1 protein-coding gene is annotated in these 918 nt (G+C 31.4%); it reads left to right on the plus strand.

Features of this window, described 5'->3' with window-relative positions; genetic code table 11:
* Nucleotides 1-27: 27 nt before the first annotated feature.
* The gene (locus tag AACM45_RS20290; RefSeq protein WP_339145034.1) at nucleotides 28-834 is read left to right on the plus strand and encodes a sterol desaturase family protein; all 807 of its coding nucleotides are present in this window, start codon (nucleotides 28-30) and stop codon (nucleotides 832-834) included.
* The last annotated feature ends 84 nt before the right edge of the window (nucleotides 835-918 follow it).

The following is a 918-nucleotide window of genomic DNA, read 5'->3' on the forward strand; positions in this document are numbered from 1 at the left end:
CGACCAAAAAACATAAAACTAACATAAATGAACAATATTATTGAAAGCCTAATAAGTATCAACGCAGATAAAATGTTCGTGATATTACTCGCAATTTTCTTTACTATCGAGCAATTATTAGAAAACGGCTCAGCAATTAAGAAAAATAGCATACACCTATTTCATAGTATTATTTTGCAGGCAGGTTATATAATTTTGAACATCCTGATTGCGTCTCTTTTTGTTTTTATATTTGACTGGGTTGCTGAAAATAATATTGGTTTACTCAACCAAATTGAATTACCATATATAATTAAAATTATTGTGGGAATTATAGCAATTGATTTTGTAGGTTACTGGGCGCATCGCCTTAATCATAAATGGCATCTGTTTTGGCGTTTGCACAGAGTCCATCACAGTGATACAAAAATGGATAGCTCGACCTCATTTAGAGCACATCCTTTTGATGTCATCTTGGATAATGCTTCGATTTTTGTAGCGGGAATTTTATTTGGTTTGGATATAAAAATAATTATTCTTCGTTGGATTCTTTACATGCCTTTGTTCGTAGCACATCATGTTAGTTTTGGTTTTCCGAACTGGGTTGACTCATTTTTCGGGAAAATATTTGTCACACCAAATTTTCATAAAGTACACCATCATCAAGACCAAGAATATACAGATTCCAATTACGGAAATATGTTTATTATTTGGGACAAACTTTTTGGAACCTTTAAAGAATTACCTGTAGACAAAATAAAATATGGATTGATTGAATTTGAAGGTTCTAAAAAACAGAGCTTTTGGTATTTATTGGTTAGTCCATTTATAAATATTAAACGACTTGATAAATAAAACACTGAATTAATTAAAAAGCACGAACACACAACAATGGCTATAAGTAATTGCTTGTTCTCGCCTACTTCTGAAAATCCTTGT

The sequence above is a fragment of the Croceitalea sp. MTPC5 genome (genome assembly GCF_036985505.1).
Lineage (GTDB): Bacteria > Bacteroidota > Bacteroidia > Flavobacteriales > Flavobacteriaceae > Croceitalea.

Excerpts from the sequence above, each read along its gene's own strand:
- AACM45_RS20290 (WP_339145034.1), top strand. The coding sequence starts at position 28 with ATGAACAATATTATTGAAAGCCTAATAAGTATCAACGCAGATAAAATG.